At 72.8% G+C, this 17,605-nt stretch carries 16 protein-coding genes; 8 read left to right on the top strand and 8 right to left on the bottom strand.

Going from position 1 to position 17,605, the window contains the following annotated elements:
- Nucleotides 1-14: 14 nt before the first annotated feature.
- Nucleotides 15-1,187 carry a xylose isomerase gene (gene xylA / locus ABUW04_RS23610; protein WP_030257371.1) on the bottom strand — a complete coding sequence of 391 codons (1,173 nt, stop codon included), beginning with the start codon at nucleotides 1,185-1,187 and terminating at the stop codon, nucleotides 15-17.
- Nucleotides 1,188-1,297: 110 nt separating this feature from the next.
- On the opposite strand from xylA, the gene xylB reads away from it, so the two are divergent.
- The 3 genes from xylB (at nucleotide 1,298) to ABUW04_RS23595 (ending at nucleotide 5,154) form a co-directional block, all read left to right on the top strand.
- Entirely contained in the window at nucleotides 1,298-2,734 is a 1,437-nt protein-coding gene (gene xylB / locus ABUW04_RS23605) for a xylulokinase (RefSeq protein ID WP_380566501.1), read from the top strand.
- A gap of 55 nt (nucleotides 2,735-2,789) precedes the next feature.
- Complete coding sequence (locus ABUW04_RS23600; RefSeq protein ID WP_030257365.1) at nucleotides 2,790-4,022, top strand: ROK family transcriptional regulator; 1,233 nt, start codon at nucleotides 2,790-2,792, stop codon at nucleotides 4,020-4,022.
- Nucleotides 4,023-4,116: 94 nt separating this feature from the next.
- On the top strand, nucleotides 4,117-5,154 hold the full coding sequence (locus tag ABUW04_RS23595; protein ID WP_380566500.1) for a DUF3533 domain-containing protein: 1,038 nt from the start codon (nucleotides 4,117-4,119) through the stop codon (nucleotides 5,152-5,154).
- Between the two features lie 145 nt (nucleotides 5,155-5,299).
- On the opposite strand, the gene ABUW04_RS23590 is transcribed toward ABUW04_RS23595, so the two are convergent.
- Both ABUW04_RS23590 and ABUW04_RS23585 read right to left on the bottom strand, forming a co-directional pair.
- Nucleotides 5,300-5,533 carry a hypothetical protein gene (locus ABUW04_RS23590; RefSeq protein WP_380566499.1) on the bottom strand — a complete coding sequence of 78 codons (234 nt, stop codon included), beginning with the start codon at nucleotides 5,531-5,533 and terminating at the stop codon, nucleotides 5,300-5,302.
- Nucleotides 5,534-5,546: 13 nt separating this feature from the next.
- Nucleotides 5,547-6,719, bottom strand: a complete 1,173-nt coding sequence (locus ABUW04_RS23585) for an inorganic phosphate transporter (RefSeq protein WP_380566498.1) — start codon at nucleotides 6,717-6,719, stop codon at nucleotides 5,547-5,549.
- A 345-nt stretch (nucleotides 6,720-7,064) separates the two neighbouring features.
- Between ABUW04_RS23585 and ABUW04_RS23580 the strand changes: the two genes are divergently transcribed.
- Nucleotides 7,065-8,663, top strand: a complete 1,599-nt coding sequence (locus ABUW04_RS23580; protein WP_380566497.1) for a C40 family peptidase — start codon at nucleotides 7,065-7,067, stop codon at nucleotides 8,661-8,663.
- Between the two features lie 13 nt (nucleotides 8,664-8,676).
- On the opposite strand, the gene ABUW04_RS23575 is transcribed toward ABUW04_RS23580, so the two are convergent.
- From ABUW04_RS23575 to ABUW04_RS23565, 3 genes are all read right to left on the bottom strand, one after another.
- On the bottom strand, nucleotides 8,677-10,989 hold the full coding sequence (locus tag ABUW04_RS23575) for an FdhF/YdeP family oxidoreductase (RefSeq protein WP_380566496.1): 2,313 nt from the start codon (nucleotides 10,987-10,989) through the stop codon (nucleotides 8,677-8,679).
- Nucleotides 10,990-11,075: 86 nt separating this feature from the next.
- The gene (locus tag ABUW04_RS23570; protein WP_380566495.1) at nucleotides 11,076-11,795 is read right to left on the bottom strand and encodes an HAD family hydrolase; all 720 of its coding nucleotides are present in this window, start codon (nucleotides 11,793-11,795) and stop codon (nucleotides 11,076-11,078) included.
- A gap of 52 nt (nucleotides 11,796-11,847) precedes the next feature.
- Complete coding sequence (locus tag ABUW04_RS23565) at nucleotides 11,848-12,234, bottom strand: PASTA domain-containing protein (protein WP_380566494.1); 387 nt, start codon at nucleotides 12,232-12,234, stop codon at nucleotides 11,848-11,850.
- 241 nt (nucleotides 12,235-12,475) lie between these two features.
- Between ABUW04_RS23565 and ABUW04_RS23560 the strand changes: the two genes are divergently transcribed.
- The 3 genes from ABUW04_RS23560 to ABUW04_RS23550 all read left to right on the top strand — a co-directional run bounded on the left by ABUW04_RS23560 (nucleotide 12,476) and on the right by ABUW04_RS23550 (nucleotide 14,875).
- On the top strand, nucleotides 12,476-13,273 hold the full coding sequence (locus tag ABUW04_RS23560) for a DUF1684 domain-containing protein (protein ID WP_380566493.1): 798 nt from the start codon (nucleotides 12,476-12,478) through the stop codon (nucleotides 13,271-13,273).
- A gap of 29 nt (nucleotides 13,274-13,302) precedes the next feature.
- The gene (locus ABUW04_RS23555; RefSeq protein WP_030257342.1) at nucleotides 13,303-13,884 is read left to right on the top strand and encodes a GNAT family N-acetyltransferase; all 582 of its coding nucleotides are present in this window, start codon (nucleotides 13,303-13,305) and stop codon (nucleotides 13,882-13,884) included.
- 127 nt (nucleotides 13,885-14,011) lie between these two features.
- Entirely contained in the window at nucleotides 14,012-14,875 is an 864-nt protein-coding gene (locus ABUW04_RS23550; protein WP_030257339.1) for a fumarylacetoacetate hydrolase family protein, read from the top strand.
- Between the two features lie 132 nt (nucleotides 14,876-15,007).
- Here the strand turns inward: ABUW04_RS23550 and ABUW04_RS23545 are convergent, their stop codons facing one another.
- Together ABUW04_RS23545 and ABUW04_RS23540 are read right to left on the bottom strand one after the other, a co-directional pair.
- The gene (locus tag ABUW04_RS23545; RefSeq protein ID WP_380566492.1) at nucleotides 15,008-15,769 is read right to left on the bottom strand and encodes a TetR/AcrR family transcriptional regulator; all 762 of its coding nucleotides are present in this window, start codon (nucleotides 15,767-15,769) and stop codon (nucleotides 15,008-15,010) included.
- A gap of 57 nt (nucleotides 15,770-15,826) precedes the next feature.
- Nucleotides 15,827-16,738 (bottom strand): AurF N-oxygenase family protein, encoded by a 912-nt coding sequence (locus tag ABUW04_RS23540; RefSeq protein WP_380566491.1) that lies wholly within the window; start codon nucleotides 16,736-16,738, stop codon nucleotides 15,827-15,829.
- 130 nt (nucleotides 16,739-16,868) lie between these two features.
- On the opposite strand from ABUW04_RS23540, the gene ABUW04_RS23535 reads away from it, so the two are divergent.
- A complete protein-coding gene (locus ABUW04_RS23535) occupies nucleotides 16,869-17,603 on the top strand; it encodes a rhomboid-like protein (RefSeq protein ID WP_051725599.1) in 735 nt (244 codons plus the stop codon).
- Nucleotides 17,604-17,605 lie beyond the last annotated feature (2 nt).

Below are 17,605 nucleotides of genomic sequence, written 5' to 3'. Positions count from 1 at the left end.
GACGGAACCTGCTGTCAGGCGATGCCGAGCAGGTGGTCCAGGGCCAGCTGGTCGAGCTGCTCGAAGGCCATGCCGCGCTCGGCGGCGGCCTCGACGTCGAAGGCCTCGAAGGCGGAGTCGTCGGCGAGCAGGTCGGCCAGGGACTCGCCCTCGGCCAGGGTGGGCTGGGCCAGCTCGTCCAGGCGGGCGGCGCGGAGCGCCTCCTGCACGGCCGGGTCGGCGCGGAACGCGGCGGCCTTGGCCTTGAGGGCCAGGTAGTTGCGCATGTTGCCGGCGGCCGAGGCCCAGACGCCGTCGATGTCCTCGGTGCGCGGGGGCTTGAAGTCGAAGTGGCGCGGGCCCGCGTAGTCGGACGACTCCAGCAGGTCGACCAGCCAGAAGGCCTGGCGCAGGTCGCCGGCGCCGAAGCGCAGGTCCTGGTCGTACTTGATGCCGGACTGGCCGTTCAGGTCGATGTGGAACAGCTTGCCGTGCCACAGCGCCTGGGCGATGCCGTGCGGGAAGTTAAGGCCCGCCATCTGCTCGTGGCCGACCTCGGGGTTGAGGCCGACGCGGTCGGCGTGCTCCAGCGAGTTGATGAACGCCAGGGCGTGGCCGATGGTCGGCAGCAGGATGTCGCCGCGGGGCTCGTTGGGCTTGGGCTCGATGGCGAAGCGGATGTCGTAGCCCTGCGAGACGACGTAGTCGCCGAGGAGGTCGAAGGCCTCCTTCAGGCGGTCCAGCGCGACCCGGACGTCCTTGGCGGCGCCGGACTCGGCGCCCTCGCGGCCGCCCCAGGCGACGTAGGTGGTGGCGCCCAGCTCGGCGGCGAGGTCGATGTTGCGCATGGTCTTGCGCAGCGCGTAGCGGCGGACGTCGCGGTCGTTGGTGGTGAAGCCGCCGTCCTTGAACACCGGGTGGGTGAACAGGTTGGTGGTGGCCATCGGGACGGTCATGCCGGTGGCGTCCAGGGCCTGGCGGAAGCGCTTGATGTGGCCCTCGCGCTCGCTGTCCGAGGAGCCGAAGGGGATCAGGTCGTCGTCGTGGAAGGTCACGCCGTAGGCGCCGAGCTCGGCGAGCCGGGTCACGGTCTCGACCGGGTCCAGGGCGGGGCGGGTGGCGTCGCCGAAGGGGTCGCGGCCCTGCCAGCCGACGGTCCAGAGGCCGAAGGTGAAGCGGTCTGCGGGGGTGGGTGTGAGGTCGGTCATGTGTACGACTCCAGAAGATGCGGGGCGGGGAGACTATTCGTCATCGCGATAAACAAATTAGTATCAGCTCGTCGGGAGCGGAAGCCCCCGACCCCCACCAAGGAGGATTCGTGCAGGTCGGCAGTAATGAAGTCGTCATCGGGATCGACAGTTCCACGCAGTCGACCAAGGCGGTGGCGGTGGATGTGGCGACGGGGACGGTGCTGGGCGAGGGCCGGGCCGCGCACACCGTGAGCGGTGGCGCGGCACGGGAGAGCGACCCGCGGGAGTGGTGGCGGGCGCTGGGTCAGGCGGTGGCCGCGACCAGGTACGCCGAGCGGGCGGCCGCGGTCTCGGTCGGTGGCCAGCAGCACGGCCTTGTGACCTTGGACACGGACGGCGAGCCGGTCCGCCCGGCCCTGCTCTGGAACGACGTGCGCTCGGCGCCGCAGGCCGCTGCGCTGGTGGCCGAGCTCGGCCGGGACACCTGGGCGCAGCGCGCCGGGAGCGTCCCGGGGGCCTCGTTCACCGCCGCGAAGTGGGCCTGGCTGCGCGAGAACGAGCCCGAGGCCGCCGCCCGCACCGCTGCGGTGCGGCTGCCGCACGACTATCTGACCGCTCGGCTGAGCGGGGCCGCCGCCACCGACCGCGGCGACGCCTCCGGCACCGGCTGGTGGACCCCGGAGGGGTACGACCTCGACCTGCTGGCCCGGCTGGGCCTCGACGCCGCGATGCTGCCGACCGTGGTGGAGGCCGGCAAGGCCGCCGGCGAGGTGCTGGCCGGCACCGGCACCGGGCTGCGTCCGGGCACCCTGGTCGCGGCCGGCACCGGCGACAACATGGCCGCGGCGCTGGGCCTCGGCCTGGCCCCGGGCCGTCCGGTGCTCAGCCTGGGCACCTCCGGGACGGTCTACGCGGTGACCCGGGGCCGTCCGGCCGACCCGTCCGGCACCGTCTGCGGCTTCGCCGACGCGCTGGACCACTGGCTGCCGCTGGCCTGCACGCTCAACTGCACCCTGGCCGTGGACCGCACCGCGGCCCTGCTCGGTCTGGACCGGCAGGCCGTGGAGCCCGGCGGCACGGCGGTGGTGCTGCCGTACTTCGACGGGGAGCGCACGCCCGACCTGCCCTACGCCTCCGGGCTGATACACGGGCTGCGCCACGACACCACCGGCGGCCAGCTGCTGCAGGCGGCCTACGACGGCGCCGCCTACTCGCTGCTGGCGGCGCTGGACCAGGTGCTGGTCGCCGGTGGCGAGCAGATCGACCCCGGGACCGAACTGCTGCTCATCGGCGGCGGCGCGCAGGGGAAGGCCTGGCAGGACACGGTGCGCCGGCTGTCCGGGCGGCCGGTGCGGATCCCGGCCGCGGGCGAGCTGGTGGCGCTGGGCGCGGCGGCGCAGGCCGCGGCGCTGCTCACCGGCGAGCGCGCGGACGAGGTCGCCCGGCGCTGGGGCACCTCCGCGGGCCGGCTGCTGGAGCCGCTGCCCAAGGACGACGCGGCGCTGGAACGGATCGCGGATACGCTGCACCGATCCGGAAGTCTGTTTGACCAGCCCACCGTATGAGCGACGGAACGACGCACCGCTGAGAGCGCTGCACCGCTGAGAGCACAGGGGTCCCATGCCGAGCCACAGCCAGAGCCCGAGCCCGACCGGGAGCGGGCAGCGCCGTCCCGCGTCCCAGCAGGGCATGCGCCGGCAGAACCTGGCCGTGGTGCTGGGCGCCGTCGCCGCGCACGCGCCGCTGTCGCGTGCCGATGTCGCCGCCCGCACCGGGCTGACCAGGGCGGCGGTGTCCACCCTGGTGGTGACGCTGCACGAGGCCGGCCTGGTCAGCGAGCTGGGCCCGGCGCCGAGCGGGCGGGTCGGGCGGCCTGGCAACGCCCTGGTGCTCAGCAGCGAGGGCCCGGCCGGCCTGGGCCTGGAGGTCGGGGTGGAGCACCTCGCCGCCTGCGTGGTCGACCTGAGCGGGGAGGTCCGGGTGCAGCGCCGGGTCGCCTCGGCCAACCGGGGCCGCCCGGCCGACGAGGTGCTGGCCGATCTCGGCGGGCTGGCTGCCGAACTGCTGGCCGAGGCGGAGGCGCTGAAGCTGCGCCCGGTGGGCGCGGTACTGGCGGTCCCCGGGCTGGTGGACGCGGCGGCCGGGACGGTCGTGCACGCGGCCAACTTGGGCTGGCGCGAGCTGCGGCTGCCGCCCGAGCTGCTCGGGCTGCCGCTGTCGGTGGAGAACGAGGCCAACCTGGGCGCACTGGCCGAGCTGTGGCGCACGGCCGGTGAGGCCGAGGGGCCGGCCCCGGTGGACTTCGTCCATGTGTCGGCCGAGGCCGGTATCGGTGCGGCACTGGTCGTCGGCGGGCGGCTGTTCCGGGGGGCGCGCGGATTCGCGGGCGAGCTGGGCCATGTGCCGGTGCACCCGGACGGACCGCTCTGCCCCTGCGGGGCCCACGGCTGCCTGGAGCAGTACGCGGGCGAGCGGGCCGTACTGGCCTCGGCCGGGCTGCCCGAGGCCGCAGGCGACTGGGTCGCCCTGCTGGCCAAGCGGGCCGCGGAGGGGTCGGCCCCGGTGCGGCGGGCGCTGGAGCAGGCCGGCGCGGCCCTGGGCACCGCGCTGGCCGGCGCGGTGAACCTGGTCGACCCGGAGGCGGTGGTGCTCGGCGGCGCCTACGCCGAGCTGGGCGAGTGGCTGCTGCCCGCGATGCGGGCGGAGCTGGCGGCCAGGGTGACGGTCCGTCCGTGGGAGCCGGGAGCGCTGTCGGCCTCCGGCCTGGGACGGGCCGGGGCGCTGCTGGGGGCCGCACTGGTGACGGTGCGTCGGATCATCGAGGATCCCTCGGGCGCGTACGGCGTGGGGTGACCGGGTCGGCGCCGAAGAACTGCTACGAATTATCTGATTTGTAGACGTTCCTGACGGTGCGACACATGGACGGACGGTCACCATGGCCAGTGGCATGAGCGGGACAGGGGCGCGCCGCGGTTTCGGCGCGGAACTGCGGGACGCGGTCACCACTCGGGCGTTTCTGCTGGTCGTCGGGGTGCTGGGGCTGCAGCTCGGCTTCATCGTCTCCTATGTGGGGGCGCTGCATCACCCCTATCCGCACCGGGCGTCGATGGCGGTGGTCGCCCCGGCCCAGGTCGGCGACAAGCTGGTGGCACAGCTGAACGCGCTCCCCAAGGACGTCCTCGACGCCAGGGCGGTCGCGGACGAGGCGACGGCCCGTCAGCAGATCCTGGACCAGAAGGTCTACTCGGCGCTGCTGTTCAACGCGACCGGCACCGAGGACAAGCTGCTGGTGGCCAATGCCTCCGGCCCGGCCCTGGCCACCGCGATCGAGACGACCATGACCGGGGTGGAACAGCAGCAGGGCCGGACCTTCACCACCGAGGACCTGGTGCCGCTGGCAGCGGGGGACGCCGAGGGGCTGTCCTCGTTCTACCTGGCGGTGGGCCTGTGCGTGGGCGGCTACCTGGTCGCCTCGATCCTCGGGATCAGCGCGGGCTCGCGCCCCGCGAACCGGGAGCGGGCGGTGATCCGGCTCGCGGTGCTGGCGCTGTACTCGATCGCGGCCGGGATCGGCGGTGCGGTGGTGGTCGGACCGGTCCTCAACGCGCTGCCGGGGAGCATCGTGGCGCTGTGGGGGGTCGGCGCGCTGGTGGTCTTCGCGGTCGGCGCCGCCACCATGGCCTTCGAATGCCTCTTCGACGTGGTCGGCATCGGGGTGGCGGTGCTGCTCTTCGTGGTCCTGGGCAACCCCAGCGCGGGCGGGGTCTTCCCGCCGCCGCTGATGCCGCCGTTCTGGCGCGCGATCGGCCCCTGGCTCCCCAACGGCGCGGGGACCAGCCTGGCCCGCTCGATCGCCTACTTCGACGGGACCGCGATCACCAAGCCGCTGCTGGTGCTGGTGGTGTGGGCGGTGGTGGGGCTGGTGGTCTCCCTGGTCGTCACCGGGATCCGCCCGGGGAAGGGGCGGGAGATGGTGGGGGAGTAGGGCTGGTGCGGGCCGTGCATGGTTGACCGCGCAGTTCCCCGCGCCCCTGGGGGACTGCAACTGAACCACTGTGGGTCAGTTGCACCCACCTAGGGGCGCGGGGAACTGCGCGATCAACCAGCTACGGTCCGCAGCCGAAAATCCCTCAGGCCCCCGCGATCAGGTAGAGCCCGTAGCCGACAGCAGCCGCGCACGCGGCGAACGCGACCACGGCCACCACCAGCGCCCCGCCGCCCCGCACCGCTGACCCGCCGTCCGCGAGGACGGCCTCGCGGCGCGACAGCGCCGACACGCCGAGGCAGAACGCAGTGACCACGCCGAGGGTGATCAGGAGACTGACGCCGAAGGTGTTGCCGAGTGCGGCCCAGTGAATCGACATGGTGTGCAACCTCCTAGGCCGCGATGGGGCCGCTGGCGGCCGGTACGGGGGTGAGTGGGGCGGCGGGTCCCTCGCCGACCGCGGGGACGTCCACGACATTGCCGGCGTCGATCCGCTGCCGCCGGGAGAGGACGTAGATCCAGGCGCTGGCGCCCACGCCGATCAGTGCCAGCAGCACCTCGCCGACCGCGCCGCGGTCGACCAGCAGTGCCCCGCCGCCGCCCAGCAGCGCCGCCGCGGGAAGGGTGAGGCCCCAGGCGTACGCCATCCGCCGCGCGGTGGACCAGTTGACCCGGCCGGTGGGGCCGGCCTTGCCCGCGCCCATGATGCCGCCGGAGCAGACCTGGGTGGTGGACAGGCCGAAGCCCATGTGCGACGAGGTGAGGATGACGGTGGCCGACGCGGTCTGCGCGGCGAAGCCCTGCGGGGCCTCGATCTCGGCGATGCCCTTGCCCAGGGTCCTGATGATCCTCCAGCCGCCCAGGTAGGTGCCGAGCGCGATGGCCAGGCCGGAGCTGACGATGACCCAGGTGGGAGGGTTGGAGCCGGGGGCGACGGCCCCGGCGGTGACCAGGGTCAGGGTGATCACGCCCATGGTCTTCTGGGCGTCGTTGGTGCCGTGGGCCAGTGAGACCAGCGAGGCCGAGGCGATCTGGCCGACCTTGAAGCCCTTGCTGTTGACGGACGCGCTGCCCTTGGCCGTGGTCCGGTAGGCGATCTTCGTCGCCCCCCAGGCGGCGACCCCGGCCACGATCGGCGAGGCGGCGGCGGGGATCAGGATCTTGGTGACCACGACGTCGAAGTGCACGCCGTGCATCCCGACCGCGACCAGGGTGGCGCCGATCAGCCCGCCGTACAGGGCGTGCGAGGAGCTGGACGGGATCCCCCGGAGCCAGGTGACCAGGTTCCAGATGATGGCCCCGATCAGTGCCGCGAAGACGACCGCGGGCTGGATGCCCGCCTTCTCGTCGACGAGTCCGCCGGAGATCGTCTTGGCGACGGCCACCGACAGGAACGCGCCGGCCAGGTTGAGCACACCGGAGATCGCGACCGCGACCTTCGGCCTCAGCGCGCCGGTGGCGATGGAGGTGGCCATCGCGTTGGCGGTGTCGTGGAAGCCATTGGTGAAGTCGAAGGCGAGGGCCGTGATGATCACGACGGTCACCAGGAACGAGATGTGTTCCATTACCAAACAATCGTCTCAGCGGAATCGTCGTGGCCGACCGTAGGGACATCGGGTGAACGGAAAGTGAACTGACGGCCGATCTGAAGTTGCTGTGACAGCTGAAGCGGGGCGAATCGGGACGCATCACCATGCGGCGTCTGGGAAGTGGAAGGGTGGATTCGTTCAGCGGGCCTTCCGGAGAGAGCTGTGTCACATTCACGTGCGGCTGGTTCGCTGGCTACGGCTCGCGGCCCGGGGACCGGCGGCGGCTGAGATCCGGGTGAGAAAGCGTGACGGCCTCTGCCACATGTCGGTGCGGCGTGGAAGGATCTCCGAGGCAGTGCACGGGGAGCGAGGGGATTGTCGGTGCGGGGCACAGGTGGCGGCAGCAGGGGCAGGGTCGGTGGCGGGGCACGGAGCAGGATCCAGGGCACGGCGGGGGGTGCGGGCGCGCTGAGCGCCGACACCAGGCCGTGGCTCAGAGGCGTGCTGCGCTGCGGGCTGCTGCTGGTCGCCGCGTCGCTGGTGGTCGTGCCTACGGCCGGTGCCTCCTTCGCCGCCGGCTCGACCGCCACCGCGACCGCCACCGCGACCAACGGGTCGGTGGACGCGCTCACCCAGGCCGAGAAGACGCTGCAGCCGATCCTGGACCAGCTGCACGCCACCTACCAGCAGGCCGAGGCGGCGACGCAGACCTACGACCAGCTCACCGAGCAGCTCACCCAGGCGCAGGCCGACGACGCCGAGCTCCAGGTCCTGGTCGACAACGCGCAGACCTCCGTGGACAACGGCACCACCATCGCCGGACAGCTGGCCACGGCCCAGTACCGCAACAGCGAACTCTCCCAACTGGGCCAGCTGCTCACGGCCCAGGACCCGGAGCAGGCCCTGCACACCGGCGAGCTGCTGGCGATGGCCGGCAAGTCCCAGGCTGCCTTCATCGCCCAGCTCAAGGCCGACCAGGCCGGACTGGTGCAGGCGAAGGCCGCCGCGGTCGAGGCCAAGGCGCACGCCGCGCAACTGGTCGCCGCCCAGGGCGTGCAGCGGGACACCATCAACAAGAAGCTGGACCAGATCCGCAAGCAGGTCGCCTCGCTCACCGGCGTCCAGCAGCAGGAGCTGTCCCAGCTGGAGCAGAAGGACGCCGACGCCGCCCAGACCGCGCTGCTGGCCTCGGGCGTGCTGGGCAAGGACAACCTGAAGCCCTCCGCCGCGGGGGCCGCGGCCGTCGCCTACGCCTTCCAGCAGATCGGCGCCGAGTACGTCTGGGGCGGCAGCGGCCCGTACGCGGCCGGGTTCGACTGCTCCGGGCTCACCTCGCAGGCCTGGCTGCACGCCGGCGTGGCCATTCCGCGCACCAGCGAGATGCAGTGGGCGCAGCTGACCCATGTGCCGCTGGACGCGCTGCGCCCCGGCGACCTGATCGTCTACTTCAGCGGCGCCAGCCATGTCGCCATCTACATCGGCGGCGGACTGGTGATCCAGGCGCCGCACACCGGCGCCGTGGTGCATGTGACGCCGATGGCGCAGAACCCGATCCTCGGCGCGGTCCGGCCCGACCCGGACAGCCCCTCGCTCGGCTCCTACAAGGCGCCGACCATCCCGAAGGGCGCGACCGGGGCGCAGCCGATAGGCCCGGGACCGGTCACCGGCACGCAGAGCGGCGGTTCGTCGTCCTCCGGCGGTTCGTCGGGGAGTTCCGGCACGCCGACGACCGCGCCCAGCAGCACGGCGTCCGCGAGCAGTTCGGCCAAGCCGTCGGGTTCGGCCCCGGCCTCCGGGAGTGCGGCGCCGAGTGCGTCCGCGACGGCCTCGGCCAGTGCTTCGGCCAGTGCCTCCACGTCGGCCGGCGCCAGCGCCGGCGCCTCCGACAGCCCGTCGCCCTCGGTCACCCCGTCGGCGGACGCGTCGTCGGCCGCGGCGGGCACCGCCTCGGAATCGCCGTCCGGAGCCGCCGCCAGCTGAGGCGGCACCCGGCTCAGCCGCGGACGGCCTCCGGGCCCGAGTCCTCCGCGAAGCGGATGACCACGGACTTGGAGGTCGGGGTGTTGCTGGTGTCGGCGGTGCTGTCCAGCGGCACCAGCACATTGGTCTCGGGGTAGTAGGCGGCCGCGCAGCCGCGCACGGTCGGGTAGAGCACCACCCGGAAGTGCGGCGCCCGGCGCTCCACGCCGTCCGCCCACTCGCTCACCAGGTCGACCAGGGCGCCCTCGGCGAGACCGTGCTCGGCGGCGTCCTCGGGGTGCAGCAGCACCACCCTGCGGCCGTCCTTGATGCCGCGGTAGCGGTCGTCCAGGCCGTAGATCGTGGTGTTGTACTGGTCGTGCGAGCGCAGCGTCTGCAGCAGCAGCCGGCCCTCGGGGACCTCGGGCGCGGTCAGCGTGTTGACGGTGAAGTTGGCCTTGCCGGTCGCGGTGGGGAAGGCTCGCCGGTCCCGGGGGGCGTGCGGCAGGGCGAAGCCGCCGGGGTGCTCGATCTTCTCGTTGAAGTCCTCGAAGCCGGGGATCACCCGGGCGATCCGCTCCCGGACGGTTCCGTAGTCGGCGGCGAACTCCTCCCAGGGGACCGGGTTCTGCGGGCCCAGGGTGAGCCGGGCCAGCCGGCAGACGATCGCGGTCTCGGAGAGCAGGTCGGCGGCGGGCGGCTTCAGCGCGCCGCGCGAGGCGTGCACCATGCCCATCGAGTCCTCGACGGTGACCTGCTGCGGCCCGGTCTCGCGAACGTCCCGGTCGGTGCGGCCCAGGGTCGGCAGGATCAGCGCCCTGGCCCCGGTGACCACGTGCGAGCGGTTGAGCTTGGTGGAGACGTGGACGGTGAGCCGGCAGCTGCGCATCGCGTCCTCGGTCACCTCGGTGTCCGGGGTGGCCGAGACGAAGTTGCCGCCCATCGCGAAGAAGACCCTGACCTTGCCGTCGCGCATCCCGCGGATGGTGTCGACCACGTCCAGGCCGTGCTCGCGGGGCGGCTCGAAGCCGAACTCCTTGCCCAGCGAGTCCAGGAAGGCCGCGCTCGGGCGTTCGAAGATGCCCATGGTCCGGTCGCCCTGGACGTTGCTGTGCCCGCGCACCGGGCAGACCCCGGCCCCGGGGCGGCCGATGTTGCCGCGCAGCAGCAGGTAGTTGACGACCTCGCGGATGGTCGGCACCGAGTGCTTGTGCTGGGTCAGGCCCATCGCCCAGCAGACGATGACCTTCTCCGACGCCAGGGTCAGCTCGGCCAGCTCGCGGATCTGCTGCTCGGGCAGCCCGGTGGCGGCCAGCACCTGGTCCCAGTCGGTGCTGCGGGCGTCCTCGGCCCATGCTTCGAAGCCGTGGCAGTGCTCCTCGATGAAGGCGTGGTCCAGGACGGTGCCCGGGGCCTTCTCCTCGGCCTCCAGCAGCAGCAGGTTGAGCGCGCGGAACAGGGCCAGGTCGCCGCCGAGCCGGATCTGCAGGAACAGGTCGGTGAGCTTGGTGCCGTTGCCGACCAGGCCGCGGGCGTTCTGCGGGTTCTTGAAGCGCTCCAGGCCGGCCTCGGGCAGCGGGTTGACGCTGACCACCTTGGCGCCGGCGCGCTTGGCGCGCTCCAGCGCGGAGAGCATCCGGGGATGGTTGGTGCCCGGGTTCTGCCCGGCCACGATGATCAGGTCGGCCTGGTAGAGGTCCTTGAGGTGGACGCTGCCCTTGCCGATGCCGATGGTCTCGGTGAGCGCCGAACCCGAGGACTCGTGGCACATGTTGGAGCAGTCCGGCAGGTTGTTGGTGCCGAACTGACGGGCCAGCAGCTGGAAGGTGAACGCGGCCTCGTTGCTGGTGCGGCCGGAGGTGTAGAAGGCGGCGCCGTCGGGGCTGTCGAGCGCCTTCAGCTCGTCGGCGACCAGGGCGAGGGCGTCCTCCCAGCCGATCGGGGTGTAGTGCGTCGCCCCCTCGTCCAGCAGCATCGGCGTGGTCAGCCGGCCCTGCTGGCCGAGCCAGTAGCCGGAGCGCCCGGCGAGGTCGGCGACCGGGTGCTCGGCGAAGAACTCCGGGCCGACCGTGCGCAGCGTCGCCTCCTCGGCGACCGCCTTGGCGCCGTTCTCGCAGAACTCGGCGGTGTGGGTGTGGTCGGGCTCGGGCCAGGCGCAGCCGGGGCAGTCGAAGCCGTCCGGCTGGTTCAGCTTCAGCAGGGTGCGGACCGCGCGGGTGGCGCCCATCTGGGCGTTGGCGATCTTCGTGGTGTGGAACAGGGCGGGGAGACCGGCCGCCGCGTGCTTGGGGGCCGAGACCTCGGGGCTGTCCTGCGCCGGGTCCTGAGCGGGAGCCTTGCCGGCCATGTCGTCCTACCTCGGGTCGCGGGCCGCCGCTGCCGCCCTCGCTGCCACCACTGCTACTCAATCCACTACTTAATCGCTCCAGTCTTTCACTGCCCGCGGGTGTTCGGAACGGTGAGGTCCAGCACAGGCAGCAGGTCGGCCGGGCGCTCCGCCGCGGGGAGCGGCGGGACCTCCAGGAACCGGCAGCCCAGTGCGGTGGCACCGCCGTCGGCGGGCGGGCTGTCGCCGACCATCAGGGTCCGCACCGGCTCCGTTCCCAGCAGCTCGCAGGCGGCCCCGAAGATCCGCGGGTCCGGCTTCTGGACGCCCAGCTCGTAGGAGAGCACGAAGGCGTCGACGAGCTGGTCCAGGCCGTGGGCGACGAAGACCGGGCGCAGGTCCCAGCCGATGTTGCTGACCACGGCGACCGGGACGCCCCGGCGGCGCAGCTCCTTGAGCACCGCCTCGGCGTCGGGGTAGGGCTGCCAGGTCTCCGGGTCCATGTGGCGCCGGTAGAGGGCGTCGGCGAGCGCGTCGGCCCGGTCGGCACCGACCGTCGGCAGCAGGGCGGCCCGGGTCTGTCCGGTGTAGGCGGCGCGGTGCTGCTCCGCACTGGTGTCGCGCTCGTCCCAACCCGCTGGTGCCTGGACCGGTTGCGGGCCGCCGGGCAGGGCGCCGGCCTCGGTGAGGCGCCGCACGCAGGCCTCGCGCTCGGCCGCCGGCAGGCCGTCCAGGCCCAGGCTGTCGAACCAGTCCTCGACGGACTCGATCCGGAAGAGCGTGCCGGAGAAGTCGAACATCACCGCGGTGGCCAGGTCGTCGATCATGTCCGCGATGGTGCCGTGCGCCGGGGCCGGGGATCAAGTGGCCCTCTCCCCGCTACTCGCCGGCCGGCTCCTCCACCGGCTCAACGGCGACCTCGACGGTGACATGGCCCATCGGCGGGTCCGGCAGCGGCTCGGGGTCGTGCACCGAGACCGCCAGCGGTGGCGGGTTGGGGTTGCGCGGCTCGCGCACCCCGGCGTCGCCGGGGCCGCCGCCACCGCGGAGCGTCCAGATCACCACGCTCGACCAGCGGGCCGCCAGCGATCCCGCGGCCGGCGACTGCCCGGAGACCACGCCGTGCACCGACGGCAGGGCGTCGGGATCCGGGCCCACCGCGATCAGCTGGGCACGGCGTGCGAAGTCGCGGGCCTGCTGGGCGGACAGGCCGATCAGGTCGGGGACGGTCACCAGGTAGGGCTGCGGGCCGGGACTGGACGCCATGCGTCCCAGGGTAGGACCGCCGTCGGCGGGAGTCAGTCGGATCGTCAGAGAGAGCGCCGGCGCAGGCAGTCCGGACGGTTGTCGACGGGCCGGCAGGTGTGCGGCGCGGAGCGTGGTGGGTACGACTCGGGGTAGCCCGTCCCGGCCGTCGATGGGGGATGGCGGGAATGCAGGACGACCGCCGGGCATTCGTACGTTCGTCCCTACTCGTTCGTCTCGATCTGTACCCGGAGGTACACCTGTGAGCAGCAGCCTGGACGCATGGAAGCGCTGGCGCGACGACCGCGTGGTGACGGCGCGCGCCCCGCATGGCCCGCTCGCCCTCACCGGAACGTACTGGCTGGCCGATCTGCGCGAGGGCGTGCCCGGGGTGCCGGGACGCTGGGAGCTCCAGGGCAGCTGCGTGATCCTCACGGCCACCCGCCACGACGGCCTGGAGGTCGACAACACCCCGCTGGACGGCTCGGTCCGGCTCTGTCCGGACAGCGCGCCCAAGCCGTCGCTGGTCACCCACGGCGGTCGACTGCTGCTGCTGATCCTGCGCGAGGGCGAGTACGCGGTCCGGGTCTACGACCCGGCCTCCGAGACCCGGACCTCCTTCGCCGGCATCGACGCGCACCCCTTCGCGCCGGAGTGGTCGCTGCCGGCCCGCTTCACCCCGTACCCGGAGCCGCGTACGGTCGCCGTCGGCAACGCGGACGGCCGCGAGCGCGGCCTCGCCCTGGCCGGCACGGTCGCCTTCGCCGCGCCCGGCGCGGCGGAGGACCGGACGTTCACGCTGCAGGTCGGCCAGGACGGGGACGGGGAGCTGAGCGCGGTCTTCGCCGACGCGGGCAGCGGCCGGGACGGCGCCTTCCGCTTCCGCTTCGTCTCCCTGGCCGCCCCCTCCGGCGCCGACGGCGCGACCGTGCTCGACCTCAACCGGGCCTACCTGCCGCCCTGCGCCTTCGCCGACCACTTCATCTGCCCCTTCCCGCCGCCCGGCAACACGCTGCCCTTCGCGGTCCCGGCGGGGGAGAAGCGGGTGCTGAAGCACTGAGTGGCGCCCGGGGTGGGCAGGATGCGGGGATGGACGACGATCAGCACGAAGCCCGCCCCCGCCCCGACTTCCTCACCAAGCCGGTCCTCAGCGGCGACCTGGTCCTGCTGCGGGCCGTGACCGAGCTGGACCTGCCCGCGCTGCGGCCGATGCTGGCGGACCCGGAGATCGCCCGGCTGACCGGCAGCCAGAGCGGTGCGCCGGAGGAGGAGCGGCTCCAGGCCTGGTACCGGACCAGGATCGGGCAGGACGACCGGCTGGACCTGGCCGTGGTGGAGCGGTCGACCGGGCAGTGCGTGGGCGAGGCGGTGCTGAACCAGTGGGACGGCCCCAACGAGAGCTGCAACTTCCGCATCGCCCTCGCCCCCGGCGCCCACGGCCGCGGCCTGGGCACCGAGGCCACCCGGCTGATCTGCGGCTACGGCTTCGAGAAGCTGGGGCTGCACCGGATCTCGCTGGAGGTGTACGCCTTCAATCCGCGCGCCCGGCGGGCCTACGAGAAGGCCGGCTTCCGGGCCGAGGGCGTGCTGCGGGACGCGCTGCGGTGGGACGGTGCGTGGGTGGACGCGGTGGTGATGTCGGCGCTGGCGGGGGAGTGGGGGAGCAGCTGACGCGGGTGGCCCGCGCGTCCGGATGGTGGCCGGTGGCTGGACGGGGCGTTCCGGATGTTGATATAGATCGGACCTCCTGGCGACGGTGGGCGACCGGACCGTCCTGATCGCAAAGGTGGTGGTGCAGGTGCGATTCCTGCGTGTAGGACCCTCGGGCGCGGAACGACCCGCACTCCTGGGCAGCGACGGCACGACGGCGTACGACCTGTCCGGCATCACGCCGGACATCGACGGACGCTTCCTCGGACGGCTGCTGGACGGCGGCGCCGCGGAGCTGGCGGCGCTGGCCGAGCAGGGCGGACTGCCGGTGCTGGAGACCGCCGGGCAGCGGATCGGCGCGCCCGTGGCCCGTCCGCCCAAGGTGGTCTGCGTCGGCCTGAACTACCGCGACCACGCGGCCGAGACCGGCGCGGAGCTGCCGGCCGAGCCGGTGCTCTTCATGAAGGCGAGCAGCACCGTCGTCGGCCCCGACGACGAGGTGCTGGTGCCGCGCCGCAGCGAGAAGACCGACTACGAGGTCGAGCTGGCGATCGTGATCGGCCGCACCGCCCGCTACCTGGACGCGCCCGAGGACGCCGACGCGGTGATCGCGGGCTATGCGCTCAGCAACGACGTCTCCGAGCGCGAGTTCCAGATCGAGCGCGGCGGCACCTGGGACAAGGGCAAGTCCTGCGAGACCTTCAACCCGCTCGGCCCCTGGCTGGTGACCCCGGACGAGATCGCCGACGTACAGCGGCTGGGGCTGCGCACCACCGTGAACGGGGAGTTGCGGCAGCAGGGCAGCACCGCGGACATGATCTTTTCGGTGCGTCATGTGGTCTGGTACATCAGCCAGTTCATGGTGCTGGAGCCCGGCGACGTGATCAACACCGGCACCCCGGCGGGGGTGGCCATGGGCCGCCCCGACAAGCCGTACCTGCGGCCGGGCGACGTCATGGAACTCTCCATCGACGGCCTCGGCACGATGCGGCAGACGCTCGGCAAGGCCTGAGGCAGGACCTCGGGCTGCAGACCGTAGCAGGCTGGGCGCGCAGTTCCCCGCGCCCCTGACGTTTGCAACTGGCTCAGTTGCACACGCCTAGGGGCGGGGGGACCTGCGCGACAAACCAGGCAGATGCCGCAGCTAGGGGCCGTCAGAACCCCCCGCAGCGAGTCGCGCCACAAGATCCGACCCTGCGTTACCCCCCACCCCCCGCAACACCTCCGCACACTGCGCATCATGCAGCGCCGACACCGCGAACATCGCCATGAACTCGTCCACCAGCCAGTCCCGCAGTTCCGTCGCCGAGCCCAGTCCGGCCGCCCCCGGGTCCTCGCGGCTGCTGCCGTCCAGCCAGGTCAGCGCGGTCGTCTCGACCACCGAGATCCAGCAGCGCAGCAGCAGCGCCAGCCGGGGTCCGGGCTGCTCCACCGGCAACTGCTCGACGATGCTGCGGTAGGCGGCCCGGCGCACCTCGTCCACGATCGCGGTGGTGCGCTCGGTCTCGGTGGCCGATCCGCCGCGCAGCAGCGCGCCGTACCCCGCGGCGTGGTCGCCGACGAAGCCGAAGTACTGGTCCAGCACGTGCCCGAGCCGCTCGGTCGGCCCGCCGTGGGTGTGCGAGGTGAACCGCGCCGAGAGCTCGTCGGCGGCGGTGCGCAGTGCCGCCTCGTACAACTGCTGCTTCCCGCCGGGGAAGTAGCGGTAGACCAGCGGTCGGGAGGCCTGCGCCGCGGCGGCCACGTCGTCGAGCGATACCTCCTCCGGGGCGTGCCGGCTGAACAGCTCCAGCGCCACCGCGATCAGCTGCTCGCGCCGCTGCTCCACCGGCAGCCGCCGGTACGGGGCCCGCTTCGCCCGGGGCGGTCGGGGCTGCGCCGGTTCCACGGCTGCGGGGGCGTCCATGGCCCCACCCTATGCGTCCCACCCGATCCGCCGGTGCGGGCCGGACCGGGGCAGCCGTCAGCCCAGCAGGCCGGACCGGCGCCACGCGGCACGGTCCAGCGCGCTGTGGATCACGCCGATCTCCTCCAGGAACGAGACCAGCTTCTCGGCGGACCAGCGCATGGTCTCCCTGCGGTGCGCGCTCTCGCGCGCCTGGCGCTGCGCCTCCTCCACATCGAGCCCGACCGCCGCGTACACCCCCGGGTGCACCAGGGCCCGGGCCACCACGACCGAGGCCTCGCCGGAGACGGTGCGGGTGAACTGCCGCTCCCAGGCCGGGCAGGTCGCCATCTGCCGGCGCAGTTCCTCGCGGGCGTAGCGGACGTGCCGGGCCTCCTCCACCACGTGGATCCGGGTGATCCCGCGGACCAGCGGCTGCACGGTCTCGTCCGGGAAGGTCTGCCGCTGGATCCGGTCCAGGATCTCCTCCACCAGCAGGGTGGCGGTGAAGGCGCCCGGGGTGGTCGCGGTGGTCTTCAGCACCCGGCCCAGGAAGCGGGTGGTGCCGCCGGGGCCGTAGTAGGGGGTGCCCAGCTTGGTCACCATGCGCGCGAACATCTTGGAGTGCCGGCACTCGTCCGCCATCTCGGTGAGCGCGTAGGTGACATGGCGGCTGCGCGGGTCCATGTCGTAGATGTGCCGGGCCAGCAGCTGCATCAGGATGACCTCGAACCAGACGCCGGCGGAGGCGAGGCTGGCCGCCTCGTGCCGGGAGAGCTCGATCCGGCGCTCCTCGGAGAGCCGGTTCCAGATCGGCGTGCCGTAGAGCGAGACCATCCGCTCGGGCAGGAACCACTTGCCGGGTTCCAGCGGCGCGTCCCAGTCGAGCTCGGTCTCGGGGTCGTGGGAGTGCTTCGCCGACGCCTCCAGCAGCCGCTCCGCCACCTGTTCGCGGTCGGTCAGCAGTGCAGACCCGCTCTTCTCCGCCATCACGACGCCCTCCCTCGGTACGACTCCTTCGCTCTTATGAGACTGCATGTCAGCAAGAGCGTCAATCCCCTGACCCCGGACGCGGGCGCGTCCGTGCCGCCGGGGTGGCGCGAACCGCGACAATGGCGGCATGACGTCGGAGGGGAGCAGCACAGCAACGGCCCGGACCTCCTGGATCCGTCGGTGCGGCGCAGCCGTCTGGCGCTTCGTCAGGGCCGCCCCCGGCACCTGCCTCTACCTGCTGATCCTCGGCGCCAACACCTTCGCCCTGGTGCAGATGTCACCGAGGTTCCGGCGGTACTTCCTGTTCAGCCACAGCACCAATCTGATCGAGCTGCGGCACCATCCGATCAAGGTGCTGGTCAGCAGCGCCTTCTGGACCGCGACCCCGAGCTTCGCCTACTGGCTGCCGCTCTTCCTGCTGTTCCACGTCCCGGTCGAGCGCTGGCTCGGCACCCTGCGCTGGCTCGCCGTGGTCGCCATCGCGCACATCCTGGCGACCCTGGTCAGCGAGGGCACCGTGGCCGTGCTGATCAACATGGGCCGGCTGCCGCTCAGCACCAGGCACACCATCGACATCGGCGTCAGCTACGGCCTCTCCGGCTCGGTCGGCGTGCTGACCTGGTTCTTCGCCCGCCCGCTGCGCTGGTGGTACCTGGGCGCGACCACGGCCTTCTTCGCCGTGCTGTTCGCTGTCGCCTGGGACTTCACCAACCTCGGGCACCTCACCGCCTTCCTGCTGGGCGTCGCCTGCTACCCGATCACCCGGGACGTCCCCGGCGGGAACTGGCGCCCGCACCGGCGTCCGCGGGCCGGTTCGGACGCCGACGGTCTGTCACCACTGCGCAGTGGTGCGACAGGATGACG

It is taken from the genome of Streptacidiphilus jeojiensis (assembly GCF_042510965.1).
Taxonomy (GTDB): Bacteria; Actinomycetota; Actinomycetes; order Streptomycetales; family Streptomycetaceae; genus Streptacidiphilus; species Streptacidiphilus jeojiensis.
Note: the sequence above shows the minus strand (reverse complement) of the source record. Positions and strands in the feature narration are given on the sequence as shown.